The sequence below is a fragment of the Rugamonas sp. DEMB1 genome, from assembly GCF_029834475.1.
Classification (GTDB): domain Bacteria; phylum Pseudomonadota; class Gammaproteobacteria; order Burkholderiales; family Burkholderiaceae_D; genus Rugamonas; species Rugamonas rubra.
The window spans coordinates 4,603,208-4,627,295 of sequence record NZ_CP122407.1; the positions used below are offsets into that span (position 1 = coordinate 4,603,208).

21 protein-coding genes are annotated in these 24,088 nt (G+C 69.0%); 2 read left to right on the top strand and 19 right to left on the bottom strand.

The features are described from left to right. Positions 1-89: 89 nt before the first annotated feature. The 11 genes from QC826_RS21200 to gspG all read right to left on the bottom strand — a co-directional run bounded on the left by QC826_RS21200 (position 90) and on the right by gspG (position 10,341). The gene (locus QC826_RS21200; protein WP_279762307.1) at positions 90-596 is read right to left on the bottom strand and encodes an FxDxF family PEP-CTERM protein; all 507 of its coding nucleotides are present in this window, start codon (positions 594-596) and stop codon (positions 90-92) included. 199 nt (positions 597-795) lie between these two features. Beyond that, on the bottom strand, positions 796-1,236 hold the full coding sequence (locus tag QC826_RS21205; protein ID WP_279762308.1) for a hypothetical protein: 441 nt from the start codon (positions 1,234-1,236) through the stop codon (positions 796-798). Positions 1,237-1,481: 245 nt separating this feature from the next. After that, the gene (locus tag QC826_RS21210; protein WP_093386478.1) at positions 1,482-1,871 is read right to left on the bottom strand and encodes a type II secretion system protein; all 390 of its coding nucleotides are present in this window, start codon (positions 1,869-1,871) and stop codon (positions 1,482-1,484) included. After that, on the bottom strand, positions 1,865-2,356 hold the full coding sequence (locus tag QC826_RS21215) for a type II secretion system protein (protein ID WP_093386476.1): 492 nt from the start codon (positions 2,354-2,356) through the stop codon (positions 1,865-1,867). The genes QC826_RS21210 and QC826_RS21215 overlap by 7 nt, the downstream gene beginning before the upstream one ends. Beyond that, complete coding sequence (locus QC826_RS21220) at positions 2,353-4,419, bottom strand: secretin N-terminal domain-containing protein (RefSeq protein ID WP_279762309.1); 2,067 nt, start codon at positions 4,417-4,419, stop codon at positions 2,353-2,355. Before QC826_RS21220 ends, QC826_RS21215 begins: the two co-directional genes overlap by 4 nt. Next, the gene (locus QC826_RS21225; protein ID WP_279762310.1) at positions 4,419-5,027 is read right to left on the bottom strand and encodes a hypothetical protein; all 609 of its coding nucleotides are present in this window, start codon (positions 5,025-5,027) and stop codon (positions 4,419-4,421) included. Before QC826_RS21225 ends, QC826_RS21220 begins: the two co-directional genes overlap by 1 nt. Continuing rightward, on the bottom strand, positions 5,024-6,130 hold the full coding sequence (locus tag QC826_RS31325) for a hypothetical protein (RefSeq protein WP_313872780.1): 1,107 nt from the start codon (positions 6,128-6,130) through the stop codon (positions 5,024-5,026). The genes QC826_RS21225 and QC826_RS31325 overlap by 4 nt, the downstream gene beginning before the upstream one ends. Further along, positions 6,127-6,963 (bottom strand): hypothetical protein, encoded by an 837-nt coding sequence (locus QC826_RS21235; protein WP_279762311.1) that lies wholly within the window; start codon positions 6,961-6,963, stop codon positions 6,127-6,129. The genes QC826_RS31325 and QC826_RS21235 overlap by 4 nt, the downstream gene beginning before the upstream one ends. Continuing rightward, complete coding sequence (locus QC826_RS21240) at positions 6,956-8,680, bottom strand: GspE/PulE family protein (protein WP_279762312.1); 1,725 nt, start codon at positions 8,678-8,680, stop codon at positions 6,956-6,958. Before QC826_RS21240 ends, QC826_RS21235 begins: the two co-directional genes overlap by 8 nt. After that, positions 8,677-9,861: a type II secretion system F family protein gene (locus tag QC826_RS21245; protein ID WP_279762313.1), complete on the bottom strand. Its 1,185-nt coding sequence runs from the start codon at positions 9,859-9,861 to the stop codon at positions 8,677-8,679. Before QC826_RS21245 ends, QC826_RS21240 begins: the two co-directional genes overlap by 4 nt. Before the next feature lie 39 nt (positions 9,862-9,900). Beyond that, positions 9,901-10,341 (bottom strand): type II secretion system major pseudopilin GspG, encoded by a 441-nt coding sequence (gspG, locus tag QC826_RS21250; protein WP_279762314.1) that lies wholly within the window; start codon positions 10,339-10,341, stop codon positions 9,901-9,903. A 430-nt stretch (positions 10,342-10,771) separates the two neighbouring features. Between gspG and QC826_RS21255 the strand changes: the two genes are divergently transcribed. Together QC826_RS21255 and QC826_RS21260 are read left to right on the top strand one after the other, a co-directional pair. Beyond that, complete coding sequence (locus QC826_RS21255; protein WP_279762315.1) at positions 10,772-11,494, top strand: NF038120 family PEP-CTERM protein; 723 nt, start codon at positions 10,772-10,774, stop codon at positions 11,492-11,494. 48 nt (positions 11,495-11,542) lie between these two features. Continuing rightward, positions 11,543-14,680, top strand: a complete 3,138-nt coding sequence (locus tag QC826_RS21260) for a S8 family serine peptidase (protein WP_279762316.1) — start codon at positions 11,543-11,545, stop codon at positions 14,678-14,680. Positions 14,681-14,819: 139 nt separating this feature from the next. On the opposite strand, the gene QC826_RS21265 is transcribed toward QC826_RS21260, so the two are convergent. The 8 genes from QC826_RS21265 to QC826_RS21300 all read right to left on the bottom strand — a co-directional run bounded on the left by QC826_RS21265 (position 14,820) and on the right by QC826_RS21300 (position 23,677). Beyond that, the gene (locus tag QC826_RS21265; protein WP_279762317.1) at positions 14,820-15,605 is read right to left on the bottom strand and encodes a LuxR C-terminal-related transcriptional regulator; all 786 of its coding nucleotides are present in this window, start codon (positions 15,603-15,605) and stop codon (positions 14,820-14,822) included. Positions 15,606-15,607: 2 nt separating this feature from the next. Next, the gene (phoB, locus tag QC826_RS21270) at positions 15,608-16,339 is read right to left on the bottom strand and encodes a phosphate regulon transcriptional regulator PhoB (RefSeq protein WP_279762318.1); all 732 of its coding nucleotides are present in this window, start codon (positions 16,337-16,339) and stop codon (positions 15,608-15,610) included. A gap of 218 nt (positions 16,340-16,557) precedes the next feature. Beyond that, a complete protein-coding gene (locus tag QC826_RS21275) occupies positions 16,558-17,211 on the bottom strand; it encodes an NF038129 family PEP-CTERM protein (protein WP_279762319.1) in 654 nt (217 codons plus the stop codon). Positions 17,212-17,217: 6 nt separating this feature from the next. After that, positions 17,218-20,226 carry an ExeM/NucH family extracellular endonuclease gene (locus QC826_RS21280; protein ID WP_279762320.1) on the bottom strand — a complete coding sequence of 1,003 codons (3,009 nt, stop codon included), beginning with the start codon at positions 20,224-20,226 and terminating at the stop codon, positions 17,218-17,220. A gap of 259 nt (positions 20,227-20,485) precedes the next feature. Further along, positions 20,486-21,025: an FxDxF family PEP-CTERM protein gene (locus QC826_RS21285; RefSeq protein ID WP_093386443.1), complete on the bottom strand. Its 540-nt coding sequence runs from the start codon at positions 21,023-21,025 to the stop codon at positions 20,486-20,488. Between the two features lie 357 nt (positions 21,026-21,382). Then, complete coding sequence (locus QC826_RS21290) at positions 21,383-21,961, bottom strand: FxDxF family PEP-CTERM protein (protein ID WP_279762321.1); 579 nt, start codon at positions 21,959-21,961, stop codon at positions 21,383-21,385. A 66-nt stretch (positions 21,962-22,027) separates the two neighbouring features. Next, positions 22,028-22,582, bottom strand: coding sequence for an FxDxF family PEP-CTERM protein (locus QC826_RS21295; RefSeq protein ID WP_093386420.1), 555 nt, complete (start codon positions 22,580-22,582; stop codon positions 22,028-22,030). A 132-nt stretch (positions 22,583-22,714) separates the two neighbouring features. Further along, positions 22,715-23,677 carry a TIGR03790 family protein gene (locus QC826_RS21300; RefSeq protein WP_279762322.1) on the bottom strand — a complete coding sequence of 321 codons (963 nt, stop codon included), beginning with the start codon at positions 23,675-23,677 and terminating at the stop codon, positions 22,715-22,717. Between the last annotated feature and the right edge of the window lie 411 nt (positions 23,678-24,088).

Below are 24,088 nucleotides of genomic sequence, written 5' to 3' on the forward strand. Positions count from 1 at the left end.
CACAGCGACTCATCCCGGACGAAAAGCCGGACGAAAAGCCGGACGAAAAAAAACCCGCTTGCGCGGGTTTTTTTTCAAGCGGCTAAAACTTAGGCTGCTTTTTTAGCTTTGCGACGAGCAACAACACCCATCAGTGCCAGGCCGCCCAGCAGCATGCCGTAGGTTTCTGGTTCTGGTACGGCGGTCACGGAAACCGAACCGTTGAAGAAGGCTTGCTTCAGGTTCGCGCCAGCATCGGTCGAGCCCCACACGTCCAGGGTCAGCGGTGCGCCGCCGGTGTACAGAACGTTGCCCGATTTCAGGGTGCCAGCGGCACCGTTGGACAGCGTGAAGTAGTTGCCGTCCAGCGACACGCCGGCCGGGGCGAACGACAGTTTGGTGCCGCTGATCGAAGCTTCGATCGAGTACAGGCCAGCAGCCAGACCCGAGAAGGTCACGGTCTGGTGGAAGGCGCCGGCGGTGGTGATTGCATCGCCACGGAACTCGGCGAAACCATCAACGTCGAAAGAAGCGACGGCGGCGCTGGCGCCTTGGGCCATGAAACCAGCAGTAGCGAACAGAACGGAAGCCAGAACGGACTTGGTATTAAATTTCATAAATATACTCACAGTAATGTGACGCCGCGGAGGGCATCTGGGTTGAACGGGGTTTAAGCTAGGTTTAATAATAGCATATTCGCATGTTTTGTATTATAAATTTTCCATTTAACATTTCTATTAAGCAAGTATTTTCATCATGTAAAAAATGAATTGCTGCGCTGAAATGAAACAATGATGGAATTCAGTTAACGTGGCCTTATCGGAAAGCTTTTCCCGACTCGGCCGGCCCGGCTGGCACCTCTTCCCGCGTGGCGGCGGGCGCCGGCTCGGGCGTTTCAGGGGTTTCCGGTGCGTCAGGCGGCTCGACCGGCGCCGGTGAATCCTCCGGCGCCGGCGTGGTCGGCGGCGGCGCGATGCCCGGATTGGGGATGCTGATGTTGCCAGGCTGGCGGGGCGGAGCGCCGTCTGCCGGCCCGGCCGTGGCGGCCTTGCCGGTCATGGTGAACTTCCAGTCGGACACCAGGGTCTTGCCTTCGAAGACCTGGTAGCGGGAGGGGAAATTGCTCAGCTTGATGGCCTTGGCGTCGGACAGGCTGTGGACGGCGATCACGCCGACCTTGTCGGCCAGGTACACCACGCCCCACTCGGCCGAGCCGGTCATCGGATCGACGAACAGCTTGCGCAGGTGGCGCCGCACGCCGGGGAAGCGCGGGTCCCTTCAGCAACTCCTTCAACGACGGCGGCTGCGGCGGCTGGCCGGCCGGGGTGGCGTTGGCGTAGCTTTGCAGCGCGTCGCTGAACTCGGCGCCGATGTTGAGCAGCTCCTGCTCGGCGCGGGCGCGCTGCAGCAGCGCGCCCATCTTCAGCGTGCTGGCCGCCACCAGGCCGATCACCGCCACCAGGATGATCAGGCTCAGGTAGGTGAAGCCGCCCTGGCGCCGGCTACCAGTCGGCGTACGGTCGGCCGCTGCGGTCATTGCCCGGCGCTCCACTCTTGATGTTGTAGACGCCGCCCTTGGCGCCGTCCTCGGGCGGCACGATGATCCAGCTGGTGCTGCTGTCGGTGATCGGGTCGAGCGGCGGCGCGCGCAGGTATTTCTTCTCGACCAGCTGGTCCAGCGTGTCGGGGTAGCGGCCGGTGTCGCCGTAGTACTGGTCGATGACGCCGCGCAGATTGCGCAGGTTGTCGGCCAGCACCACCTCCTTCGACTTGTCGATGCTGGGGAAGTAACGCGGCACGGCCAGGGTCAGCATCAGCGCGATGATGCCCAGCACCACCAGCAGCTCGATCAGGGTGAAGCCGCGACGGGCGGATAGTTTCATGGTCACCATTTGCGGTAGGGCACGCCGTTCAGGCCGACCCGGTCGGAAGTCGAATACACATCGTACACATCCTCGCCCTCCTTGGGCTGCTCGGCCTCGCTGGCGTAGCTGCGCTTGCCCCAGGTCTGGGCGTCGCTCAGCTCGCTGTCGGCGTTGAAGGGGTCGCGCGGCACGCGGCGCAGGAAAAAAATCTTGCTGCGCTTGGGGCTGCGCAGGTCGGGCACGCCCTCGGCCAGCAGCTCCAAGGTCTTCGGATAGCCGGTCGAGCCGAGCACCTTGGCGACGCGGCCCTCGTCGAAGGCCAGCTTGTAGGCGTCGATGCCCTGGCGGATCTGGTGCAAGGCGTGGCGCAACTCCTGCTCCTGGCGGCGCTGGCCGACCACCTGGGCCACCGGCACCACCAAGGTGCCGAGCAGGGCGAGGATGGCCAGCGTGACCAGCAGTTCGATCAGCGTGAAGCCGCCGGCGCGGCGCGGCGCCACGGCCACCGTCATGGCGCCGGCGTGGCCGGGACGATGTCGGGCGCCGGCAGGGCCTGCGGCTGGGCGCCGGCAGGGGGCGGCGCGGCGGCCGGGGCGGCGCCCTGCCCTGCTGCCGCGGTGGCGGCTGCCGCTGGCGCGGCGGCGGCCGGGCCGGCGCCGGCCGGGTTGGCCGCCGGCATTGTCGAACCGGGCGCCGGCAGCGACGGCGGCGCCGTCGGCCGGGCGCCCGGCGGCGGCGGCAACTGGGCCGGCGCGCGCACGCTCAGGTCGGGACGGCGACGGAAGTTGCTCTCGGTGCCGGCGGAGAACTCGGACATCTGCGCCTCCGGCCGCTGCACGTTGCGGATCAGGTGCGGCGTGATCGACAGCACGATCTCGGTCTTCTGCTTGTCGTCGCGGGTGCTGCCGAACAGGCGGCCGAGCAGCGGCAGCTCGCCGATGCCGGGCAGCTTGTTGCCGGTGCTGCGCTCCTCGTTGTTGATTAGGCCGGCCAACACCTGGTTCTCGCCGTCCTTCAGCTGCAGCATGGTGGTGGCCTGGCGCGTGCCGATCTGGTAGGCGGTGGTGCCGGACTTGGTCTGGATCTGGTTGACCAGGTTGCTCACCTCGAGCTGGACGCGGATCGCCACCTCGTTGTTGAGGTAGATGGTCGGCTCGGCGTTGAGCGTCAGGCCGACGTCGACATAGCTGACCGACTCGGTGGCGAAGCCGCCGGCGCCGGGCGAGATGGTGGTGGTGATCACCGGCACCTTGTCGCCGATGACGATCTTGGCCTTCTCCTTGTTGCGCACGCGGATGCGCGGATTGGCCAGCAGGTTGGTGTCGGTGTCGGTCTTGTTGGCGTTGATGCTGGCGGCCACGCCGCTGATGGCGATGGTGCGCTGGTTCAGGTTGTTCAGGTCGCGGATGGTGATGCCCACCCCGCCCGAGGTCGACAGCGGCGTCAAGCTGACGTTCTGCGGCCACACCACGCCCAGGTCCATCAGGCGGCCGCGCTTGACCTCGAGGATCTCGACCTCCAGCATCACCTCGGCCTCGGGCATGTCCTGCAGCGTGATCAGGCGCTCGGCCAGGCGGATCGCCTCGGGGCTGTCGCGCACGATCAGCAGGTTGAGCTTCTCGTCGACCACCACGTCGCGCGTCTTGAGGATGGTCTTCAGCGTGTTGGCCACCAGCTTGGCCTCGGCGTTGGCCAGGAAGAAGGTCTTGACCGTCATCTCCTGGTATTCCTTGAGCTTGGCGGCGACGTTCGGGTAGATCAGCACGGTGTTGGCGTCCATCACCTGCTGCTCCAGCTGGTTGCTCACCAACAGCATGTAGATGGCCGACTCGACCGTGCTGTTCTTCAGGAAGATCGAGGCCTTCTGGTCGGTCTTGACGTCCTTGTCGAAGACGAAGTTCAGGCCGGAGCGGCGCGAGATGATCTCGAACACCTGGCGCAGCGGGGCGTCGCGGAACTCGATGGTGATCGGCTGCTTGTAGGCCTTGGCCAGGCCGCTTTCGGCCAGCGGCGGCGCCGCGCTGCGCTCGAGCACCAGGCGCAGCATCTGCCGCGCCGCCTCGTTGCCTGGACGCTCGGTGAGGATGGCGTTGAGGCGGTTCTTGGCCGCCTCGTACTCGTTCTTGTCCAGGTGGGCGGCGGCGGCGGCCAGCAGCTTGTCGTGGCGCGCCGCCATGTCGATGCCGCGCAGGCCGGCGCGGGCCCGCTCGTTGGCCGGGTCGAGCGCCTGCACGCGCAGGAAGCCCTGCTGCGCCAACTCCGTTTGACCCTCGGCCAGTTGGCGCTCGGCCTGCTCCAGGTAGCGCGTGCAGGCGCGGTCGCGCGCCTGCAGGTAGGCGGCCTTGTACTGGGCGTTGCCGGGCTCGCCGGCGACCGCCTCCTGCAGCTTGAGCAGGCCGGCCTCGACCTGGTCGCGGGCGATCAGGTCGCGGCCGTCGCGGTAGGCCAGCTGCGAGGCGCAGCCGGCCAGCGCCAGCGTCAGCGCCAGACAAAGCAAGCGGCGCGGCAGCGGCAGGCGGCGCGCCAGCGCGGTGGACGGGCGCGCGGCGCGCGGTACTGGTGGATGACTAGGCATCAGTCGGATACTCCAATGTTGACCTGTTGAGTCTGGTTCAAGGGCAGGTAGGTGAGCATCAGCAGCGGCGGCGCGATGCGGTCGACACGGTAGGTGCCGTCGATCACCTCGTTGAGCCGTGCCACATAAGTCTTGTCGCCGCGCGCCAGGAACACCTCCCAGGCGCCGGCCGAGACGGCCTTGCCGAGGATGGTGAAGGGCAGCGGCGGCGCGGTCGGCGGCGGTGGCGGCGGCGGCCGCTCGGCCTTGACCGGCGGCGCCGGCGGATTCCAGTTCTGGCCTTGGAACACGGCGCCGTCGGCGCCGAAGCCCTCGCCCGCCTCGCCCAGCAACTGGGCGCGCGGCAGCAGCGCCAGGATGGTGGTGGTGGCGGAGGCGTCGGCAGCGCCGGCGCGCGCGTTGCGCGTGGCGGCCGGCGTGGCGGCGGCGCTGTCGGCGGCGCCGGTGTTGCCGTTGGTTGCGTTGGCTGCGTTGGCTGCGGCGGCGGCCGGCGCGGCATGGCGCGGCGCCGGTTCCGCCAGCTCGCCGCTCGGCGTCGGGTCGCCCCACAGCAGCAGGCCGGCGGCGCCGACCAGCGCCACGCCCATCAGTATTTGATACGGCTTCATGGCAGCACCGCCGGTTCGGCGTCCTTCAGGTACAGCGTCAGGCGCAGGCGCGCTTCGACCACCGGCTCGGCGATGCTCTCGCGGCGGAAGCTCAACTCGTCGAGGGCGGCGAAGGGCATGCTGCGCAAGGCCTCGATGCAGAACTGCCAGATCGCCGCGTAGCTGCCCTTGACCGGCAAGGTCACCTGGTAGGTGGCGACACGGCTGGCCTTGTCGTAGCCGCTTTTGTACTCGCCCTGGCTCAGCGTCAGGCCGCTCTTGGCGGCCAGGCCGAACAGGATCTTGACCTGCTGCTCGCTGTAGCGGCGTTCGCCCAGCGCGTCGTAGAAGTCGGCCAGGTTCTGGTTCGCCGTCGGCGCGGCGGCCAGCAGCGATGGCGGCGCCAGCGGCGGCAGCGGGCGCGCCTGCAGCGCGGCCTGCTCGGCGCGCTGCGGCAGCAGCCAGGCCCAGGCGCCCAGGCCGAGCAGGCACAGCGCCAGCGCGACGCAGGCGAACGGCCCCAGGCGCGCCAACCCCAGGCGGGCGCGCAGCAGCAGCGCCGGCACGGGCAGCGCCGTCATGGCGCCACCCACTGCGCTTCGAGTTGGAAGCGCAGCGGCCGGTTGGGGTCCGTGCTCGTTGATCTCGTGGTGGATCAACACCACGCTGGCAAACAGTTCCTGCTGCTTGAGCTGCTCGATGTAGGCAATCATGTCGTCGCTATTCTTGGTTTCGGCGCCCAGCTTGAGCACCCGCTTGCGCGGATCGGGCTCCAGCGCCAGCAGCGCCACGCTGGCCGGCGTGGCGGCGGCGACGGCGTCCTGCAGCTCGCGCCAGGGCAGGTTCAATTGCAGCACGGCGCCGTTGACGAAGGCCGCCTGGGCCGGCGCGATCACGCTGCGCGGCGCCTGCGGCCGTGGCTGCGCCAGCGCCGCCTGGCGCTCCTGCTGGTGCTGCAGGCGGTGCCGGTAGGCTTGGCGCTGTTCGGCCAGCTGCCAGCCGGCCAGCGCGGCCGCCACGCACAGCGCCAGGCCGAGCGCGCCAACGGCCAGCCAGGCCGGCCGCAGGCGGTACAGGGCGCGGCGCCAGCCCGGCGCGGCGAAGTCGATGCGGATGCTCCTCATGCGCGGCTCCCGCCGCGCGCCAGGCGGGCAGCGACCGACCATTCCGGCCCGAGCGCCGGCTGCAAGGCGGCGCAGGCGATCTGGCCGGCGTCGGCCGCCAACCAGGCCGGCGGCGCGGCGCCGCACAGCTGCAGCCCGGCCGGCGCCTCGAGTTCGAGCAGCAGCGCCTCGCGCGCCAGCATCTGGCGCAGCCAGTAGGCGTCGGCGTGGTGCGGCAGCGGCAGCGTGCGCACCGCGCGCAGGCGGCGCTCCTGCAACGCGGCCAGGGTCAGCAGATTGTCGTGGACCAGGCCGAACCAGGCGCCCGGCTTGAGCGCGCCGCGCCAGCGGTTCCAGGCGGCGATGAAGTGCGGCTCGACGCCGACCACAGACAGGCGCTGCGCGGCGGCGGCCTGCTCGAGCAGCGCCAGCAGGGTGCGCGGCACGGCGGCGGCGAAGAACGGCGCCGCCGCGTCGCAGTCGGCGAGGATGCGCCAGGCGCCGGGCGGCTCGCCGTACAGGGTCTGGAAGCGCAGCGCGGCGGCCGCCTCGAGGTCGGCCAGGCGGCTGGCGCCGGCCGGCGGCGCGACCTGCCACAGCCGCACCAGCTGGTCGTCCAGCACGAAGGTGGCGGCGCGGCCGGCCAGCTGGCCGGCCAGCGCCGGCTGCGCCAGCATCTCGCGCAGCGCCTGGCCGATGGCGGCGAACGGCGCGCCGTCGCCCTCGCCGGCCGGCGCGCAGGCCTGCTCGGCCAACAGTTCGGGCGCGGCGGCGCCCCAGCGGCGCAGGCGCAGCAGGCTCACCGCGTGCGGCGCCACGCCGATGCGCAGGACGGGTCCGAATAGGCTAGGCATGCAGGGTCACTCGTTTGATTTCGGTTAGCGTGGTGCCGCCGCGTTTGACCAGCTCCAGCGCGGCCAGGCGCAGGCTGCGCGTGCCGTTGGCGTAGGCGGCGGCCTTGATTTGGCGGATCGGCCGCTTGTCGACGATCAGCTCGCGGATCTCGTCGTTCAGCGTGAGGATCTCGGCGATCGAGCGGCGCCCCTTGTAGCCGGTGCCGCGGCAGTCGCCGCAGCCCTTGCCCCGCATGAACCGGTAGTCGTAGACGTCGGCGCGCGCCAGGCCGACGCTGGCCAGCTCGTGCTCGTCCGGCGTGTACTGCGCGGCGCAGTGCGGGCAGTTGATGCGCACCAGGCGCTGCGCCCAGATGCCGTTGAGCGCCGAGACGAAGGCGTAGGGGTCGATGCCCATGTGGGTGAAGCGGCCGAACACGTCGAACACGTTGTTGGCGTGGACGGTGGTGAGCACCAGGTGGCCGGTCAGCGCCGACTGCACGGCGATCTCCGCCGTTTCGCGGTCGCGGATCTCGCCCACCATGATCTTGTCCGGGTCGTGCCGCAGGATCGAGCGCAGGCCCTTGGCGAAGGTCAGGCCCTTCTTCTCGTTGACCGGGATCTGCAGAATGCCGGGCAGCTGGTACTCGACCGGTCCGTCGATGGTGATGATCTTCTCGCGGCCGTTGTGGATCTCGGTGAGCGCGGCGTACAGGGTGGTGGTCTTGCCCGAGCCGGTCGGGCCGGTCACCAGCAGCATGCCGTAGGCCTCCTGCGCCAGCACGCGCAGGGTGGCCAGCGAGGGCGCGTCGAAGCCCAGCGCCTCCAGCGTCAGCGCGCCGTAGGACTCGATCATGGCGCGCTTGTCGAGCACGCGGATGACGGCGTCCTCGCCGTGGATGCTGGGCATGATGGAGACGCGCAGGTCGATCTCGCGGCCGCCCGCCTCGACGCGGAAGCTGCCGTCCTGCGGCACGCGGCGCTCGGCGATGTCGAGCTCGGCGAGCACCTTCAGGCGCGAGATGATCTGCTCGGCCACCTCGATGCCGTTGACGGCGGTGGCGTGGTCGAGCACGCCGTCGACGCGGTACTTGACGGCCAGGCCGCCGGCGGTGCTCTCCAGGTGGATGTCGGAGGCGCCCGCCTTCAAGGCGTCGTACAGGGTCGAGTTGACCAGGCGGACGGCCGGGCTGGCCGCCTCCGACACCGAGGCGAAGGACAGCACGGCGGCGGTCTTGCCGTCGCGCCGGCCGTCGCTGGCGCCGGGCAGCAGCGTGTCGGTGGCGCGCGCCGACTCCTCCTGCTTGGACAGGTAGGCCTGGATGTCGGCGCGCAGCGCCAGCCGCAGCGCCAGCGGCGCCGCCGCCGTGGCGCGCGCCATGGCGCCCAGCCAGGTCTGCTGGTCGAGGTCGAAGGGGTCGGCCAGCACGCCGACCAGCATGCCGTCGTGGCCGCGCAGCAGCACGCAGCCGCGCGCCATCGCCTGCGACAGCGGCAGCAGCTCGAAGGCCGGCGTGTAGGCCAGCATGTCGACCGTCTCCAGCACCGCCAGGCCGAAGGGCAGCGCCAGCGCGTGGACCAGCTGGCGCGGCTCCATGCCGCTCAGGTCGTGCAGCTCCTCGACCAGCGTGCGCTTGGAGGCGCGGCTGAGGGCGCGGGCGCGCGCCAGCAGGGCCGCGTCGACGGCCGGCGCGGCGGCCGCGTTGACGGTGTTGGCGGACTGCGGCAGCGCGCTCATGACATGTCTCCGGCCAGATCGAAGATCGGCATGTACAGCAGCACCACGATGGCGCCCACCACCAGGCCGATGGCGGCCATCAGCAGCGGTTCGAAGGTGCGCGTGAAGCGCTCGATCCAGCGGCTGATCTCGCCGTCGTAGAAGGCGGCCGACTGGGTCAGCATCGGCCCCATGTCGCCGGTGCGCTCGCCGACGCGCAGCATGCGCAGCGAGATCGGCGTGGTCAGGCCGCTGGACTCGAAGGCGGTCGACAGCGGCAGGCCGGCCTCGATGCTGGCGCGGGCCGACTGCAGGCCGGCGCGCACGCCGGCCGAGACCATGCCCTGCACCGTGTCGAGCGCGTGCAAAATGGTGATGCCGCCCTCGCTGAGCATGCCCAGCGTCAGGTACAGGCGCGACAGCTCGTAGATGCGCACCCGTTCGCCGATGCCGGGCAGGCGGCCGACCAGGCGCGCCAGGGCGCCGCTGGCCGTCAGCCGGCGCAGCAGCAGCGCGGCGGCGGCCAGGCCGCCGGCGATGGCGCCGACCAGCAGCAGGCCGTGCTGGCCGGCGAACTGGCCCCAGTCGAGCATCAGCTGCGACAACCAGGGCAGCTTGCGGCCGGCGCCCTGGTAGACCTCGGCGAAGCGCGGCACCACGTAGCCGATCAGGAACAGGCTGACGCCGCCGCCGACGGCCAGCAGGATGCAGGGGTAGATGGCGGCGCTGACCAGCTTGCCGCGCACCAGGTCGATGCGCTGCTGGTAGTCGATGAAGCGCGACAGCGCGCGCGGCAGGTCGGAGGTGCCCTCGGCCGCCTTGACGATGCCGATGTACAGCGGCGGGAACAGCTCGGGCTGCTCGCCCAGCACGGTCGAGAAGCGCAGGCCCTCGCGCAGGCCGCCGAGCAGGCGCTCGAGCACGCCGCGGGTGGCCGGCGCGGCCTCCTTCTCGAGCAACGCCTCGAGCGCCTCGACGATGCCCAGGCCGGCCGTCAGCAAGGCCAGCAGCTCCTGGCTGAACAACACCAGCGACAGCCCCCTGCCCTTGCCGGCGCGCAGGCCGGCGCGCACCGGCTCGATGGCGCTGACCACCAGGCCGCGCGCCTCGACCTGGCGGCGCGCGTCGGCCTCGTCGCGGCCGTCGACCAGCATATTGGAAATGACCATCTCGGCCGACAGGGTACGGACATCGAACTGCATCGTGCTACTTTCGCTGGGATCGCAATGGGGCGGCGCGGATTATTGCGAGCTGATGTCGGCGTCCTCGCCGGTGCCGTTCGGCTTGCCGTCGCGGCCCAGCGAGAGGATTTCGAACTCGGCCTTGCTGCCGGGCGCCTTGTACTGGTAGGCGTGGCCCCACGGATCGGGCGGCACACTCTTTTTCATGTACGGGCCGTTCCACTTGGCGCCGGCCGTGGCGGGCGCCACCTGCAGCGCGCCCAGCCCCTCCTCGGTGCTCGGATAGCGGCCGACGTCGAGGCGGAAGGTGTCGAGCGACTTCTCGAAGGCCTCGATCTGCGCCTTGGCGATGGTCACCTCGGACTTGCCCAGCTGGGCGAAGTACTTCGGCCCGACATAGGCGGCCAGCAGGCCGATGATGACGATCACCACCAGCAATTCAAGCAGGGTGAAGCCGGCGGCGCGCGGCCCCATGCTGCGGTGTTTCTGTGCCACTTGCATCCTACCGACTCCTTGTTCAAGCTGGCGCGCTGCCATAGGTAAAGCACGCCGCGAGGGGCGGCGTGCGCGTGGTCGAGAGGCTACCACGCGGTTTGCGGTTACAACAACATTTTCTTTCAAGCCCGGCCGTCGGTCCGTGCTCCGGTAGCTTACCGCAAGCCACCGGCGGCGTTTGATTTTTTTCAACAATGTGGCATTTTTTGTACAGCCGGGTTCGCTCCGGCCGGCCCCCTCCCTCCCAGCGCGGACAAAATTTGCTTTGGAATCGACACACTCAATGCAAATATTAAACGTTAAATCTTTTGCCATTTTATTATTCAGATTGCTACACTTATTGACAACCATGACAGCGTTCTGGTTGAAAGGGCAAGCCGCCGCGAGGCGGCCATATCGACAGCATCGGGATGTCACCATCAAAAAAGGTAGAATTATGAAACGCACTTTGCAGCAACTGCTCCGCCGCACCGTGTTGGCCGCCGCCAGCCTGGCGGCGCTGCCGGCCGCGCAGGCCGCCGTGATCGACTTCGAGAACCTGGGCGTGGGCGGGGTCGGCCACAACGAATTCTTCCAGCAGGCCGGCTTCGACCTGGCCGGCTACTCCGCCGCCTCCGACGCCCTCGACGGCGACCTGGTCGGCACCATCAACGACGGTAGCGACCCGGGCAGCTGCTTCAACCTGATGTGCCCGTCCAGCGCCAGCCACTACTACGCCGGCCTCAACGACGGCGTGCTGGAGATCACCCGCAGCGTGCCGCAGCAGACCTTCCGCCTGCACTCGTTCGACGCCAGCTTCATCGGCGCCACGGTGGGCGGCGTCTACCCGGCCGTCGCCGGCCTGCTGCGCATCCAGGGCAGCTTCGCCGACGGCAGCTACGTCTACGAGGACTACCAGCTGGCCGGCCCCGGCGCCAACGGCTTCGCCTTCGGCCACTACACCACCAGCGCCGCCTTCGGCGCCAAACAGTTCGTCGCGATCGACCTGTTCGCCTTCACCTGCAACGCCGGCGGCAACTGCAACGCCTTCCAGACCAACAAAGGCCAGTTCGCCCTCGACAACCTGAACGTCTCCGCCGTGCCCGAACCGTCGAGCTGGCTGATGCTGGGCGCCGGCCTGCTCGGCCTGGCCGCCGTCCGCCGCCGCCGCGCCGCCTGAGCCGCGCCCCGCCCCCACCGACCTCCCCGCCCGACAAGGAAACCATCCATGAAACTCCGTCCCGTCCGCGCAGCGGTGCTGCTGTTGTTGTCCGGCATGGCGCTGTGCGCCCATGCCGAGCAAGCCCGCCGCCCCTACATCATCCAACTGGCCGACCAACCGGTCGCCTCCTACACCGGCGGCGTCGTCGGCCTGAAGGCGACCCAGCCGACGGCCGGCCAGCGCCTCAACCTGGCCGCCGCCGACGTCCGGCTGTACAGCGACTACCTGGGCCAGAAGCAGAGCGCCGTCAAGGCCGTGGTGGCCGCCGCGCCCATCCTGTACGACTACAAGGTGGTGCTCAACGGCTTCGCCGCCCTGCTCACCGACGGCGAGGCGCAGCAACTGAAGGCCAACAGCGCCGTCGCCAGCGTGGTGGCCGACACGCCGCGCGCGCTGCAGACCAGCTACACCCCGAGCTTCCTCGGCCTGGACCAGCCGGGCGGCCTGTGGAGCCAGCTGGGCGGCAAGGAACACGCCGGCGAGAACGTCGTCATCGGCATCATCGACGGCGGCGTCTGGCCGGAGAACCCGGCCTACGCCGACCGCGTCGACGGCAACGGCACGCCGACCTTCGACAACAGCGGCACGCTGGCCTATACCGCGCCGCTGAACTGGCACGGCGCCTGCGACAGCGGCGAGGGCTTCGGCCCGGCCAACTGCAACAACAAGCTGATCGGCGCGCGCTTCTTCGACGCCGCCTTCCTCTCCACCGGCCGCAGCCGCCACTGGTCGGACTTCGCCTCGCCGCGCGACTCGCTGGGCGACGGCGTCGGCGAGGGCGGCCACGGCACCCACACCTCGACCACCGCCGGCGGCAACACCGGCGTCGCCACCCTGGTCCACGGCATTCCGATGGGCAAGGCCTCGGGCATGGCGCCGCGCGCCCGCGTGGCGATGTACAAGGTGTGCTGGTCGTACGACGACGCCACCAAGGCCACCGGCGCCAAGAACAGCTGCTGGGGCGGCGACAGCGTGGCGGCGATCGAGCGCGCCGTGCTCGACGGCGCCCACGTGCTCAACTACTCGATCGGCGGCAGCGACACCATCAACGACCCGGTCGAGCAGGCCTTCCTGCACGCCGCCAACGCCGGCGTGTTCGTCGCCGCCTCGGCCGGCAACGACGGCCCGGCCAACACCGTGTCGCACCTGAGCCCGTGGCTGACCACGGTGGCCGCCTCGACCCACAACCGGCTGATGAAGGCCACCCTGTCGCTGGGCAACGGCGCCAGCTACACCGGCGCCTCGCTCAACACCAGCGCGCTGCCGGCCAAGCCCATCGTCCGCTCCGAGGACGCCGGCCTGGCCGGCGCCGGCGCCGACGCGCTGCGCCTGTGCTACAGCGCCGCCTGGAACGGCGGCACGGCGGCGCTCGACCCGGCCAAGGTGGCCGGCAAGGTGGTCACCTGCGTGCGCGGCAGCAACGACCGGGTCGACAAGAGCCTGGCCGTGCTGCAGGCCGGCGGCGCCGGCATGGTGCTGGTCGACAACGGCGCCGGCCTGGTCGCCGAGGTCCACTCGGTGCCCACCATCCACCTCAGCAGCGCCGACGGCGCCGCCGTCAAGGCCTACGCCGCGGCGCCCGCCGCCAGCGCCGCGCTGGGCGTGTTCAGCATCGGCATCGGCGCCACGCCGGCGCCGGTGGTGGCCGCCTTCTCCTCGCGCGGGCCGAACCTGTTCGACGCCAACGTGCTCAAGCCCGACCTCGCCGCCCCCGGCGTCGAGATCCTGGCCGGCCTGTCGCCCAAGCTGACGCCGGCGCAGAAGGCCGACGTGATCAACGGCACGCTGGTGCCGCCGCCCAACTGGGGCCTGTACCAGGGCACCTCGATGGCCAGCCCGCACGTGGCCGGCGTCGCCGCCCTGCTGCGCCAGCAACACCCCACCTGGTCGCCGGCCGCCATCAAGTCGGCGTTGATGACCTCGGGCAGCATGACCTTCCCCGACGGCCTGGCCGGCATGGAACGGGGCGTGCTGCCCTGGGGCCAGGGCGCCGGCCACATCAACCCGAACGGCGCGGCCGATCCCGGCCTGGTGTACGACGCCGGCCAGGCCGACTTCAAAAAATACATGTGCGGCGCCGGCATGGCGGGCGAATGCGGCAGCGGCAGCATCGCCGGCTACAACCTGAACCTGGCCTCCATCACCGTCGGCAACGTGCTCGGCACGGCGGTGGTCAACCGCGCCGTCACCAATGTCGGCGCCAGCGCCGCCACCTACCACGCCAGCATCAGCGTGCCCGGCTACAACGCCGTGGTGGCGCCGAACAGCCTGAGCCTGGCGCCCGGCCAGACCAAGGCCTTCACGGTGTCGCTGAGCCGCAACGGCGCGCCGGACAACGTCTGGCAGTACGGCAAGCTGAGCTGGACCGACGGCAGCCACGTCGTCAACAGCCCGGTCACCGCGCGCAGCGGCAAGCCGCTCAGCGCGCCGGCCCTGGTGGGCAGCGACCGCGCCAGCGGCAGCCGCACGCTGAGCATCACCAGCGGCTTCGCCGGCCGCCTCGGCCTGGCCAGCGGCGGCCTGAAGGCGGTCAACCGCAGCGCCCTGCTCAACGTCGCCCAGGCCGCCAGCGGCTCGGTCGACACGCTCGAGCAGATCGCCGACGCCTGCAACGCCGCCGGCAGCGGCGTCCACGTCCAGCCGTTCAGCGTGCCGGCGCAGGCCGTGGTCGCCGCCTTCGAGACCTTCGACCGCGACACCGCCAGCAACGGCGGCGACGACCTCGACATGGCGCTGCTGTCGGACGCCGGCCAGATCGTCGCCTCCAGCCTGCACGGCGGCTCGAACGAGGCCATCGTCTTGGCCAACCCGCCGGCCGGCAACTACAAGCTGTGCGTGATCGGCTACGCCGCCGCCAACGGGACGTCGAGCGACTTCACGCTGTCGTCGGCGATCGTCGGCCGCGCCGACGTGGGCGGCAACCTGAAGGCGATGGGTCCGGGCAAGGTCTACTCGGGCGGCACCGCCTCGGTCAACCTCAGTTGGAGCGGCCTGGCCGCCGGCCAGCGCTACTATGGCGGCGTGCAGTACATCGACCCGGCCAACACGCTGCTCGACACCACGGTATTGCTGGTGCAAACCAACAACGCCCTGCCACTGCCGCCGGCCGTGGCCCGCAGCGCGCCTAGCGACCAGGGCAAGTAGGCTGCAGGAATCCCGGTGCCGCGAATGCACGGCGCCGGGAGCAGCCCAATGCGCCAAACCAGGGTCAGACCCTAGGGTCTGACCCTCGATACTCGCCGCCGGCCCTTGCCTTCGGCCGCCGCCAAAAAAGGCGGCGCGCTCAGGCGGCGCGGGCGATGGCCGGCGGCGCCGGCGCCAACAGGCGCAGCGCCATGCAGCGGGCGATCGCATGGGTGCGGTTGCTGACGCCCAGCACGCGGTACAGCCGCTGCAGATGGTTCTTCACCGTCAAGCCGCTGATGCCGAGGATCTGGCCGATCTCGTCGTTGCTCTTGCCCTCCCTCACCCAGTACAGGATCTGCACCTCGCGCCCGCTGAGCGGACGCGGACCGGCGTCGGCCGGCGCGGCGGCGCAGCGGGCCAGCCGCTGCAAGCTCAAATGCAAGGTCGGCAGCAACAGCTCGAGGAAGTAGGCGTCGCGCCCGCGCAGCCGGTGCGGCAGGCCGAACAGGGCGAAGAAGCTGGCGCCGCCGGCCAGTTGCTCGGTGCCGTGCAACAGCACGTTGTCGAAACCGAGCCGGCGCGCCTCGTCCTGCAGCGCCGCCAAGGTGGCGTCGGGCGCCGGCCGCGCCGCGTCGAGCATGGCCGGCAGCGCCGCGCCCTGGCGGCAGTGGCGCGCCAGGCGCACGGCCAAGCCGTCCTCGGCGCCGGCCAGGCGGGCGCGCAGCGCCGCGTCGAACACCCGGCTGTGCAGGCAGCTGTGGTAGCTCAAGCGCTGCTCGGCGTCGAACTGCAGGCACACCAACATCTGGTGCGGCAGCAGGGCCTGCAACTGGCCCTGGCTCCACAAGAAAAACTGGCGCGGCTCGGTGATGCGCACGGCCGCCTCCAGCGCGTGCAGCAGGTGCTCCTGCTCCAGGGTGCTCAGAATAATCAGTTGTTCCATGGCTAGCAGCGCGCCGCCCCGCCGCCGGCGCGGCCCCAGGCGACGAAGCGGTAGCCGCTGCCGCGCACGGTTTCGATGTGCTCCTGGTGGCCGCTGGGCTGCAACGCGCTGCGCAGCCGGCCGACATGGGTGTCGACGGTGCGCTCGTCGAGCGCGGCGTCGCAGCCCCAGACCTGGTCGAGCAGCTGGGCGCGGCTGTAGACCCGCTCCGGATGGTGCATGAGGAAGTTGAGCAGCTTGAACTCGAGCCGCCCCAGCGCCAACTGGCGCGCGCCGGCCGTCACCCGCAAGGTGGCCGGATCGAGCCGCAGGCCGGCCATCTGCAGCGTGTCGGCCGCCGCGTCCGGCTGGCGCCGGCGCAGCAGCGCGTGCATGCGGGCCAGCAACTCGCGCGGACTGAAGGGCTTGGTCAGATAGTCGTCGGCGCCGCTTTCCAGCGCCAGGATCTTGTCCTGCTCGGCGGCGCGCGCCGTCACCATGATGATCGGCAGCTGGCGCGTGCGCGCCTGCGCGCGCAGGCGGCGCAGCAGCGCCAGGCCGGACTGGCCGGGCAGCTCCCAGTCGAGCAGCAACAGGTCCGGCAGGGTCTGCTCGAGCAACAGCAGGGCGCTCTCGGCGCTGGCGGCGGGCGTGGCGCGGTGGCCAGCCATGGCCAGGTTTTGCGCGATCAATTCTTGCACGGCCGGCTCGCCGTCGACGACGAGAACCAGTGCGCTGGCGGTAGAGGCTGGCATCCGGGCGATTCCTATAACGTTGGTGGCATTTTTAACTATGCATCAACGTTATTTGTATGACTAATATGATTTTATTAAGCCATTTAGAGCTTGCCGATATAAATCCCCATGCCGGCGGCGACGGCGAAAAAAACACCGCCCTCCACGCGGGAAAGGCGGTGTTCATGGCCGCCGCACCGGCGCCGCAAGGGCGCACGGCACGGCCGGCGTCAAGCCATTCAGGCCGCCGGCAGCGCGGCCTTGTTGCGGCGGCGCACGGCGCCACCCAGCATGGCCAAGCCGGCGCCCAACATCAGCCAGCTCGACGGTTCCGGCACGGCGCTGACGCTGACGTTGGCGCCGTCCAGGTAGCCGGTGCTGACGCTGCCCTTGCCGCCGGCCACGGCCGACGGCGTCCAGTCCAAGCGCAGCAGGCTGCCGTCGGCGGCCGCGTTGCCCAGCAGGGTGGCCTTGTCGGCGCCGTACAGCGAGACGCTGAAGGCCGACTGGATCGAGTTGAACGAGGGATCGGCCAGGCCGCTGAAGGTGACGTCGAAGCTGACCTTGCCGCGCACGGCGTGGAACAGGTCGTTCCACGAGGTGGTGTTGGCGAAGTGGAAGCCGCTGGCCGCCGAGCCGGTGACGTCGCCGATCAGTTCGGGCGCCAGGCTGGCGTCGAAGCCGCTCAGGTGCGACAGGGCGACCTCGGCCAGCACGACGCCGTTCATGTTGCCTGGATTGAACTGCAGGTCGATCCAGCTCAGCGGGCCGAAGCCGCTGGTGTCGAGCTCGACGTGCAGCACGTCGGCCGAGGCGGCGCCGGCCAGGGCGGACAGGGCCAGCGCCAGCAGGCTGCGGCGCAGGGTCAGGGAGGTGGTGTGTGCGAACATCATGTTTCCTTAGAATTTACCGCTGAAGACGGTGGTGGTGTAGCCGATATTGGCGCTGCCGCTGCGGCTGAAGCTCAGCGGCAGGGTCAGGGTGGCGCCGGGCGCCAGGGTGGCGGCGTCGACGCTGATGTAGGGCGCGCCGTTGTGGCTGCCGCTGGCGTTGACCAGCACGACGCCGGCGGCCAGGCCGTCGAACCGCACCTGGAACGGGCCGCTCAAGGCGCCCGCGCCGCTGTTGCTGATGCTCAACGTGCCGCTGAACTTGCCGCTGGCGCGGTTGAACACCAGCGCCGAGGCGCTGCTGCGCAGCGAGGCGGTGACGTCGCTGTAGGCCGGCTGCAGGTTCAGGCTGACCACCACGGGGTCGTGGTCGGAGGCGCGGTACGGCAGCGCGTTGTACAAGTCCTGCGGCTTGCCGTCGGTGTTGTAGTCGATCACGGTCGGCTCGTCGGCGTTGATGTGCCACTCGGTGGCGTCGACCACCTGGCGGTCCAGCGCGGCGCTGGCCAGGGCGTGGTCGAGGTAGCCGCTCTCGCTGTCGAACACGTAGGAGTAAGGCAGGGCCTTCGGCCGCACGTGGCGCTCGAGCTGGTTGACGAAGCCGGCCTTGGTGACGGCGTCGATCGGGTCCTCGAAGCCGTGGGCGTTGAAGTCGCCGATCAGCAGCACGTCCGGATCGCCGGCGGCGGCGGCCACCTGCGGCACGAAGCTGTTGACCAAGCGCTTGGCCTGCAACACGCGGGTGGCGTTCCAGCAGGCCTGGCCGTCCTTCAGGTCGGCGTCGGCCCCGCTGGCCGTGGTGCAACCGCCCTTCGACTTCAGGTGGTTGACGACGATGGAGAACTTCTCGCCGTTGCCGGCGCGGAAGGTCTGCGCCATCGGCGGACGGTTGTTGACGGCGTCGCCGTCGGCCAGCGCGCCGCCCACCAGGCTCAGCTTGGCCGGCTTGTAGATCATCGCGACGCGGATCGCGTCGGTGCCGGTGTTGGCCGGCTTGGGCACCACGGCGTAGGTCGGCAGGCCGCCGATGGCCGCGTTGAGCGCCTCGACCAGGTAGGTGACCGAGTAGTCGCCCTTGTTTTGGATCTCCATCAGACCGTAGACGTCGGCGTCGATGCCCTTCAGCTCGTTGACGATCTTGTCGCGCTGGCGGACGAACTCGGCCAGGTTGTCGGCGCCGCGGCAGTTCGACTTGCTGACGCTGCTGCCCAGGGCGCAACCCTGGCCGGTCGCGCCGCTCACGTCGCTGCCGTTGGTGAAGGTGGTGAAGAAGTTCAGCACGTTGGCGCTGGCCACCTTGACGTTGCCGGCGGCCAGTTCGGGATGGGCCGTGCGCGGATTGTCGCGGGTGATCTGCGGCGCCTCGCTCGGCTGCAGCTTGAAGGCCGCGCCGCCGCCGCCGATGGCGCCGAAGTCGACCACGCCGGTCAGGTTGGAGACCAGGTCGCCGGCGCGCACCGTGCTGTCGGCGCCGATGTAGGGGATGGTGCTCGGCGTGACGAAGATGCCGTCGTCGAGGACGATCAGGTCGCGCTCGTTGGCGGCGGCCAGGGCCAGCATCTCCGGCGTGCCGGGACGGTAGCGGTTGGTCGGCACCTCGAGGCGGCCGGACGAGAGGCTCAGCTCGCCACGGGCGCCGAGGAAGGCGGTCTGCGCGATGGTCAGCGGACGCACGAAGCGCACCAGCATGCCCTCGAGCTGGCCCAGGTCGGCGTGCGGCAGCTCGACGTTGGTCGGCACGACCTGGTGGCCGCTGCTCTGCACCAGCACCGAGGTGACGTCCTTCAGTTCGGTGTAGGAGCGCGTCGCGCCGCCCGGCTTGTATTCGAACACGGTGCCGCTGACGCGCACCTTGTCGCCGACGTTGGCGGCGAACGCCGCCGCGCCGGTGTAGACGAAGACGCCGTCCGAGGTGGTCGGGTCGCCGTCGCCGTTGGCGTCCTGGATGAAGAAGCCGCCGCCCACCTTCAGCGTGACCACGCCCTCGGTGGTCTGCGTGGTGCCGGCGTAGGGGCTGCTGGCGCCGCTGCCCTGGATCTGCGGGATCGTATGGCTGAGGCCGGCGGCGGCCTGCACCGTCACGGCGACGTCGCAGCTGGCGCTCTGCGACTGGTTGTTGCCGAACAGGATGGTCAGCGGATAGCTGCCCACCGCCACGTTGGCGGCCACCTGCAGGCTGGCGCTGGCGCTGCCGCCGGCCGAGGAGGCGGCGATGAAGTTGACCAGGCTGATGCCCGGCACGGCGCCGGCGCTGATGCTGGCGCTGTTGACGATGCCGTCGGCGTCGCTGGCGCCGAGCACGGCCGAACCGCCGCTGCCGGCGGCCAGTTGCAGCGCCGCCGGGCAGGCGGCGACGATCGGTGGCGCCGACGGCGCGCCGCAGGCGTGCAACGGCGAGGCGCTGTTGCGCGGCGTCGGCGCCAGCACGCTGAAGTCGGCCTGGTTGTTGTCCGTGTCGGCGCAGCCGTCGGCGTTGCGCAGGGCCGCCGTGGCGTTGCTCAGCAGCGGCGTCGGCGCGCCCTCGAAACCGTTGGCGCCGCCGAAGCCGACCAGGTCCTTGACCGTGGCGCCGCTCGGATTGGTTCCGCTGAAGGCGGTGTTGACGCTGGCCAGCAGCACCTTGCCGGCGGTGCCGCTCATGGCGATCGAGGCGCTGGCGTCCGGTGTCGGCAAGGCGGTGCTGCCGCCGGTGCCGGCGGCCTGCTGCACCAGCAGGTACTGGCCGGGTTGCAGGGTGATGTTCGGCAAGGCGGTCTTCTGCCAGCTGGCGCCGCTGGCGCTGGCGTACTGCACGCTCCAGCCGTTGACGTTGACGGCCGTGGCGCCACGGTTGAACAGCTCGATGAAGTCGTTCTTGTAGGTGGCGCCGTTGTTGCCGCCGCCGCCGTAGACCTGGCTGATGACCACGTCGGAGGCCAGCGCCGGGGCGCACAGGCCGGCCAGCAGGGCCGCCATCACGGTCAGGCGACCGGGCGTCGCCATGCCGCGGGCGGTGTTCGGGGAAAGGGTGTTTTTCATGTTGCGTCCTGATCGTCTAGTGGGTGCTCGTGCACGGCGCGGCGGCCGCTGCGGCTCGCGTTTGTTAACAAAATGAATTCAAACTTGCAATTTGCATATTAACGGGCACGAATGACGACTTGATGACAGGGCTTTAGTCCGAACGGACTAAGCAGGGAGCGGCAAACCGATGGCCGGGGCCGGCAAAAAAACGGCCCGGCGGCACCAAGGTGCCACCGGGCCAAGCGCCGGGCTAGCGTAATGCTGCGCCCCTTACCGCCTACGCCGCCTTGATGGCGCCGCGCCGGCGCGCCAGATAGCCAACCAGGCCCAGGCCGGCCAACAACATGCCGTAGGTCTCGGGTTCCGGCACCGGCGTCACCGTCAACGTGCCGGCGTAGCTGGATGGCGACGCCGACAGCAGCTCGCCCTTGACCAGCAGATAGTAGCTGTCGGCCGCCAGATGGCTGGTCGCCAGCGTCCACAAGTCGACCTGGCCGTCCAGCACCTGGGTGCCGCCCAGCGACATGTTGGCCGAGTTGTACAGCCACAGGCCGCTGATCTTGATGTCGTCGAGCATGGTCGGGCTGAAGGCCGAGACCAACGAACCCAAATTGCTGAAACTGCTGGTGGTGAAGTTGTAACGGTCGGAGAAGGTGTCGCCGATGCCGCCCGCGAAGGAGTGGCCGAAGTAGTTGGTACCCGCCGTCAAGGTGATGGTCTGCGCCGCTTGGCTGACGTCGGCCGCCTGCGCGGCGACGGGTGCCAGGGTGGCGCCGGCCAAGGTGAGCACCGCCAGCATGGAGTGGATTTTTTTCATGTTGCCCCCAAAAAAATATGGTCGGGACCGTTGACGGCCCCTGATTGATGGAATACTGCCCAACAATCCTAGCATGGCGAAAATGAAAAGATTAACACTGCAGGAGCGTGGAATTTCCCTGTGGATATATCCTGAAAGCATGATTTACGCTGGCCGCCGCCACCCCGTCCACCCCTCATAGGAGAGTGCGGCGGAAGGAGCAACAGATGGTTCCGACATGCAAGTTGCGTAGGATGAGTCCTACGTCAAGACGAGAAAAAATCGGCCGGCAACGCGGCGCCAAACAGACAGCGGACTCGACGTTGTCAAAAAAAAACGGAGGCCAGAGGCCTCCGTTTTTTGCAGAGCGGGAACGGCTTAAGCGGCGGCGGCCACTTTGCGGCGACGGCTGACCACGCCGATCAGACCCAGGCCGGCCAGCAGCATGGCGATGGTTTCTGGTTCCGGCACGGCGGCGGCGATGCCGATGTTGCCGCTGTAGCTGCCGGCGGTGGTGTCGGCGGCGTAGCCGCGCACTTGCAGCGTGTAGCTGCCGGCGTTCAGCGGCTGGGTGCTGTCGAACGACCAAGCCTGGTCGGCGGCGTCGAAGTCGACCAGGTTCTGCTGGCCGGCCAGCACCACGGCGTTATTGCTCAGCAGGTTGAAGCCGGTGATGATCAGGCCGGAGTTCGGCGCGGCGATCAGCGAGGTCACCAGGCTGGACAGGTCGTTGGCGCCCGACAGGGTGAAGGTGTAGTTGTCGATGAAGAAGTTGTTCACGGCGCCGACGTCGGCCGCGTTGCTCAGGTGGATGGTCTGGCCGAAGGCGGCCGACGACGAGCTCAGCAGGTCGGCGGTCAGGTCGACCGACGCGGCGCTCAGGTCGGTGGCGGCGTGGGCGATGCTGGAACCGGCCAGGGCCAGGGCCAGGATCAGGGATTGGGTCAATTTATGCATAGTGTCACCGAAAGTGAGGGCGGCCGCCGTGGCGTCCGCCGATTATCTAAAGTAAGGAGGTCGAACTTAGGCCGCGTTGCTGCGGCGGCGTGCCACCACGCCCAGCAGGCCCAGGCCGGCCAGCAGCATGGCGTAGGTGTCGGCTTCCGGTACCGCGCTCAGCACGTGGCCGTTGCCGGCGAAAGCGCCGCCGGCGGCCGAAACCACATTGCCGCTCACTTTGAAGTAGTACGAACCGGCCGCCAGCGAGTTGACCGTCAGCGTCCATTTGTCCTGCAGGCCAGTCTTGAGCTGGGTGCCATTCAAGACCATGGCGTTGCTGTTGCTGTTGTACAGGGCGAAACCGGTCAGGTCCAGGCCGTTGCTGGCCTTGGTGCTGATCGAGGTCAGGATCATGTCGACATTGCTCACACCGGTGGTGGTGAAGGTGAACTGGTCGTTGAACAGGTTGTGGGCGTTGCCGTTGGCGAAGGTGTCGTCGAAGTGGGCGGTACCGGCGGCCAGGGTCACCGCTTCCGGCAGTTGGCTGATGTCGATCGGGGCGGCCTGGGCGGCTTGGGCGACCAGCGCGGAGCCGGCGAAGACCAGGGCTGCGGCGATGTTGTTGAAATTCTTTTTCATGCTTGCCTTAACTGAATAATTTGCCCCGGCCGGATGCCGGGACATATTGAATTGCTACTCACTTGGGCGCGATGATAGCATAATACAATCAACTGTGTTATGTTTTTTGTATGAAATAATTGCCACAGGGAATTATCGCTGACCACCCCGGTACGGCGCCGCCAGCGGCTCGCCGATGAACACGCCCTGGGCCGGCCAGGCCACGCTGCGCCAGTAGGCTTCGATCGCCGTGGCGCCGGCCAGGTAGTGCTTCAGCATCACTATGGAATTGGGAAATTTCTGCCAATAATTGCAGGGCTCCGAGACGGTGCCGTAACTGGCTGTCGCGCCGGCGTCCAGCCAGCGCAAGCTGCTCATCTGCAGCTCGCCCAGCAGGTCGCCACCGACCGAGGTCAGGTGGTCGGCCAGCGCGCCGGGGCGAAAGCGCAGCGTCGACAACTTGGGCACGGCGGCCAGCCCGGTCTGGTACACCATCACGTCGTCGACCGACTCGATGCTGTCGGCCTGCAAGGTCTTGATGGTCAGCTTTTTTTGCGGCAGCTCCATCGAGCGCGGAAAGAAGCGCGCCCGGCTGCTGCGGGCGACGTCGCTCGTTTGCAGGAAATAGGCGGTCGCCGGCTGCGCCCGGAAGCTGCTCAACACGCCGCGGTCGATCAAGGCCTTGGCCGCCTCCACCGATGCGATCGGCAACAGCATCGACAGGCGTATGCCGTGCTCGGCCAGCGGCCGGGCCGAGTTCGAGTTGTAGTAGGCGCTGGGCTTGCTTGGGCCGCAGGGTTTGGCGCACAAGGCCGAATCGAGTCCCAGGCTGTAGGCCGAGGTCAGCGAATTGCACTCGACCGCATAGGGCGCCGTCCAGACCATCAGCACGGCCTGGATCTCCGGCCCCAGATGGGCGTCGATCTGCGCCTTCAGCTTGTCGAACTGCTCGGCGTCGAGCTTGCGCGGCCGGTTGGGTATGCGCACATGCACGATATTCTTGAGGGGAATCTCCCTCGCCTTCCGGTAGTACTCGCCGATCTCGACGCTATCGGCATCGTCGTCGTTGACCACCACGGCGAGTTGGGCGGGGCCGAGACGGAGCGGGGTGGACATGGCTTGAGCTTGAGCTTGAGCCGGGGCGGGCAAGGCGCCCAAAAAAACGAGCAATAAAAATAGCTGTCGCAAGTGGTTCAACCTATCAAGGTGGGTAGCCGCCGACGGAAGTGTGCGGGCGCCGCCGATTATAGCGCCTTTGCCGGCGCCGGCAGGCGGCCGCGGCACGCCCGCCCCTGCTGGCGGCGGCGTCACATCCGCTGCGCTATCGAACAAGGGGGGGGTGTTGGTTTTATTGTATTGCATTATCGCGACATCCACACGCGGCGTACGCCCGCCCGCCCAGCCAGTGACCATCGACAGCTCGCAAGAGTGTACAAATAGGTGATTAACGTAATGAACCCAGTCAATATACTGCCCGCGCTTGCCGCGCTTCTGATCGCCCTGACCACCGCGCACGCACGACGACCT

Coding starts and splice junctions, on each gene's coding strand:
- QC826_RS21200 (WP_279762307.1), bottom strand. CDS start 596: ATGAAATTTAATACCAAGTCCGTTCTGGCTTCCGTTCTGTTCGCTACT.
- QC826_RS21210 (WP_093386478.1), bottom strand. CDS start 1,871: ATGGTGACCATGAAACTATCCGCCCGTCGCGGCTTCACCCTGATCGAG.
- QC826_RS21215 (WP_093386476.1), bottom strand. CDS start 2,356: ATGACGGTGGCCGTGGCGCCGCGCCGCGCCGGCGGCTTCACGCTGATC.
- QC826_RS21220 (WP_279762309.1), bottom strand. CDS start 4,419: ATGCCTAGTCATCCACCAGTACCGCGCGCCGCGCGCCCGTCCACCGCG.
- QC826_RS21225 (WP_279762310.1), bottom strand. CDS start 5,027: ATGAAGCCGTATCAAATACTGATGGGCGTGGCGCTGGTCGGCGCCGCC.
- QC826_RS31325 (WP_313872780.1), bottom strand. CDS start 6,130: ATGAGGAGCATCCGCATCGACTTCGCCGCGCCGGGCTGGCGCCGCGCC.
- QC826_RS21235 (WP_279762311.1), bottom strand. CDS start 6,963: ATGCCTAGCCTATTCGGACCCGTCCTGCGCATCGGCGTGGCGCCGCAC.
- QC826_RS21240 (WP_279762312.1), bottom strand. CDS start 8,680: ATGAGCGCGCTGCCGCAGTCCGCCAACACCGTCAACGCGGCCGCCGCG.
- QC826_RS21245 (WP_279762313.1), bottom strand. CDS start 9,861: ATGCAGTTCGATGTCCGTACCCTGTCGGCCGAGATGGTCATTTCCAAT.
- gspG (WP_279762314.1), bottom strand. CDS start 10,341: ATGCAAGTGGCACAGAAACACCGCAGCATGGGGCCGCGCGCCGCCGGC.
- QC826_RS21255 (WP_279762315.1), top strand. CDS start 10,772: ATGAAACGCACTTTGCAGCAACTGCTCCGCCGCACCGTGTTGGCCGCC.
- QC826_RS21260 (WP_279762316.1), top strand. CDS start 11,543: ATGAAACTCCGTCCCGTCCGCGCAGCGGTGCTGCTGTTGTTGTCCGGC.
- QC826_RS21265 (WP_279762317.1), bottom strand. CDS start 15,605: ATGGAACAACTGATTATTCTGAGCACCCTGGAGCAGGAGCACCTGCTG.
- phoB (WP_279762318.1), bottom strand. CDS start 16,339: ATGCCAGCCTCTACCGCCAGCGCACTGGTTCTCGTCGTCGACGGCGAG.
- QC826_RS21275 (WP_279762319.1), bottom strand. CDS start 17,211: ATGATGTTCGCACACACCACCTCCCTGACCCTGCGCCGCAGCCTGCTG.
- QC826_RS21280 (WP_279762320.1), bottom strand. CDS start 20,226: ATGAAAAACACCCTTTCCCCGAACACCGCCCGCGGCATGGCGACGCCC.
- QC826_RS21285 (WP_093386443.1), bottom strand. CDS start 21,025: ATGAAAAAAATCCACTCCATGCTGGCGGTGCTCACCTTGGCCGGCGCC.
- QC826_RS21290 (WP_279762321.1), bottom strand. CDS start 21,961: ATGCATAAATTGACCCAATCCCTGATCCTGGCCCTGGCCCTGGCCGGT.
- QC826_RS21295 (WP_093386420.1), bottom strand. CDS start 22,582: ATGAAAAAGAATTTCAACAACATCGCCGCAGCCCTGGTCTTCGCCGGC.
- QC826_RS21300 (WP_279762322.1), bottom strand. CDS start 23,677: ATGTCCACCCCGCTCCGTCTCGGCCCCGCCCAACTCGCCGTGGTGGTC.